The sequence below is a fragment of the Cupriavidus basilensis genome, from assembly GCF_029335485.1.
Lineage (GTDB): Bacteria > Pseudomonadota > Gammaproteobacteria > Burkholderiales > Burkholderiaceae > Cupriavidus > Cupriavidus basilensis_E.
Map to the genome: position 1 here is coordinate 1 of NZ_JARJLM010000132.1, position 2,175 is coordinate 2,175.

The window sequence follows — 2,175 nt, forward strand, 5'->3', positions numbered from 1 at the left end:
CAGCAACGCAGCCTGCGGTTCAGAACACTTCCCACCAGGATTTGTCCTTGCGGCGTTGCCCATACTTGATGAAATCGCTGTTGGGGAAGTTCTTTTCCATCACGCGGGCGGTGTCGTCGCGCAAGTCCTTCAGGCCCAGCGAATCATACGAGCGGATCATGATGTACAGCGCTTCCTCGTTGGCCGGCGCGCCGTCATAGTCCTTGAGCGACTGCTGGGCGCGGTTGGCGGCGGCCAGGTATGCGCCGCGGCGGTAGTAGTAGCGTGCCGCGTGGACTTCGTGCTGTGCCAGCGAGTTCACGATGTACTGCATGCGCGCTGCGGAATCCGGCGTGTACTTGCTATCCGGGAAGCGCGTGACCAGCGTATTGAACGCGTCATACGCCGCGCGCGCGGCCTTGGGGTCGCGCTCGCTCAGGTCCTGGCCGGAAAAGCGGCCAAGCCAGCCCAGGTTGTCATTGAAGTTGATCAGACCCTTCAGGTAGAAGGCATAATCCACGTTCGGGTGATTCGGATGCAACTGGATGAAACGGTCGACCGAAGCCAGCGCGGCGGCGGTTTCGCCGTCCTTGTAGCTGGCGTAGGCGCTATCGATCTGCGCCTGCTGCGCATAACGGCCAAAGGGATAGCGGCCTTCAAGCTTGTCATAGAGCTTCACCGCACGGGTAAAGTCACCGGAATCGAGAGCGTCCTTGGCTTCCGAATATAATTTGTTAGCCGACCAGCCGGCAGTTTCGTCTGGTTGATCCGACAGCAGGCCGCATGCCGACAGCATGACGCAGCCGCCTGCGAGCAGAATCGCTCCAATTCTTGCGCGCCAGCTGGCGCGCTTCATGCTCATCAATTGCATGGGCAACGTATCCCGGATGAAAAATAGCGTCAAGCATTATAGCCCAAGCCCCTTGCCGGAAACCGCCGCCAAGGGCATCGAGCAGCAAGCTGCCGATTCAGCCGACATCTTGAACGAGGTGGAGGACCTAGAAGACCTGATCGATGTGGCCGCGCCAGGCGGCCTGGAGGCAGGCGCGGAGGCATCCGCGATCGAGTTGGAAATGCAACCCGTGGAGTTCGAAGTCGACAGCGCGGCACATGGCGAGCGGCTCGACAAGTTGCTCGCGCGCCACCTCAATGGCTTCTCGCGCAGCCGCCTGCAGCAATGGATCGAGAGCGGCGCGGTGCTGGTGGACGGCGCGGTGCGCCGCTCGCGCGATTCCGTGCAAATGGGCGAGCGCGTTGCGGTCAGGCCGCAGGCGCCACCCGAGTCGCGCGCCTTTGTGCCTGAAGACGTGGCCCTGGAGGTGGTGCACGAAGACGCGGCGCTGCTGGTCATCGACAAGCCCGCCGGGCTGGTGGTGCATCCCGCCGCCGGCAACTGGGGCGGGACTGTGCTGAACGGCCTGCTGCACCGCTATCCCGAGGCCTCGGGCCTGCCGCGCGCGGGCATCGTCCACCGGCTCGACAAGGAGACTTCCGGGCTGATGGTGGTGGCGCGCACGCTCACCGCCCAGACCGACCTCGTGCGCCAGTTGCAGGCGCGCACCGTCAAGCGCAGCTACCTGGCGCTGGTGTGGGGCGTCACGCCCGAGTCGGGCACCATCGATGCGCCGATCGGCCGCGATCCGCGCGAACGGATCCGCATGGCGATCGTGCTCACCAACAGCGGCAAGCCTTCGCGGACCCATTTCCGCACCCTGGGCACGGTGCCGCTCGGGCGTGGCCATGTTTCGATGGTGATGTGCCAGCTGGAGACCGGCCGCACTCATCAGATCCGCGTGCATTTCGAGTCGATCGGCCATCCGCTGGTGGGCGATCCGGTCTACCATCGCGCCGCTACCCAGCGCGGGCAGCGCCCCGCGATCAAGGCGCCGCTGCCGGTGCCGCTGGGCCGCCAGGCGCTGCACGCGTTCCGGCTCGGGCTGGTGCATCCGGTCACCGGCAAGCATGTGCACTGGGAAGCGCCGCCGCCGGCCGACCTGCAGGCCCTGATCGACGCACTCGATTTCGACCGTGTCGGCGACGAGGACGAGGATGACGGCTGGGAGGAGGGCGAGGACGGCGTATGGGAGTACGGCGATGACGACTGAGGCGCCGTGGCTGGTCCCCGACTGGCCTGCGCCGGTCCGGGTGCGCGCGCTCTCCACGACCCGCCAGGGCGGCCTCAGCCAGGGCCCTTAC

General features: G+C 65.7%; 2 protein-coding genes. One reads left to right on the forward strand and one right to left on the reverse strand.

Annotation, left to right across the window (positions count from 1 at the left end):
- Positions 1-19: 19 nt before the first annotated feature.
- A complete protein-coding gene (locus tag P3W85_RS07690) occupies positions 20-850 on the reverse strand; it encodes an outer membrane protein assembly factor BamD (RefSeq protein ID WP_035809678.1) in 831 nt (276 codons plus the stop codon).
- A 16-nt stretch (positions 851-866) separates the two neighbouring features.
- Here P3W85_RS07690 and P3W85_RS07695 point away from each other — a divergent pair, with 16 nt between their 5' ends.
- Positions 867-2,084, forward strand: a complete 1,218-nt coding sequence (locus P3W85_RS07695) for an RluA family pseudouridine synthase (protein ID WP_276264334.1) — start codon at positions 867-869, stop codon at positions 2,082-2,084.
- Positions 2,085-2,175: the final 91 nt, after the last annotated feature.

What these genes read in the sequence shown, in the direction of transcription:
- P3W85_RS07690 (WP_035809678.1), bottom strand. Translation starts at nt 850, where the DNA reads ATGCAATTGATGAGCATGAAGCGCGCCAGCTGGCGCGCAAGAATTGGA.
- P3W85_RS07695 (WP_276264334.1), top strand. Translation starts at nt 867, where the DNA reads ATGAAAAATAGCGTCAAGCATTATAGCCCAAGCCCCTTGCCGGAAACC.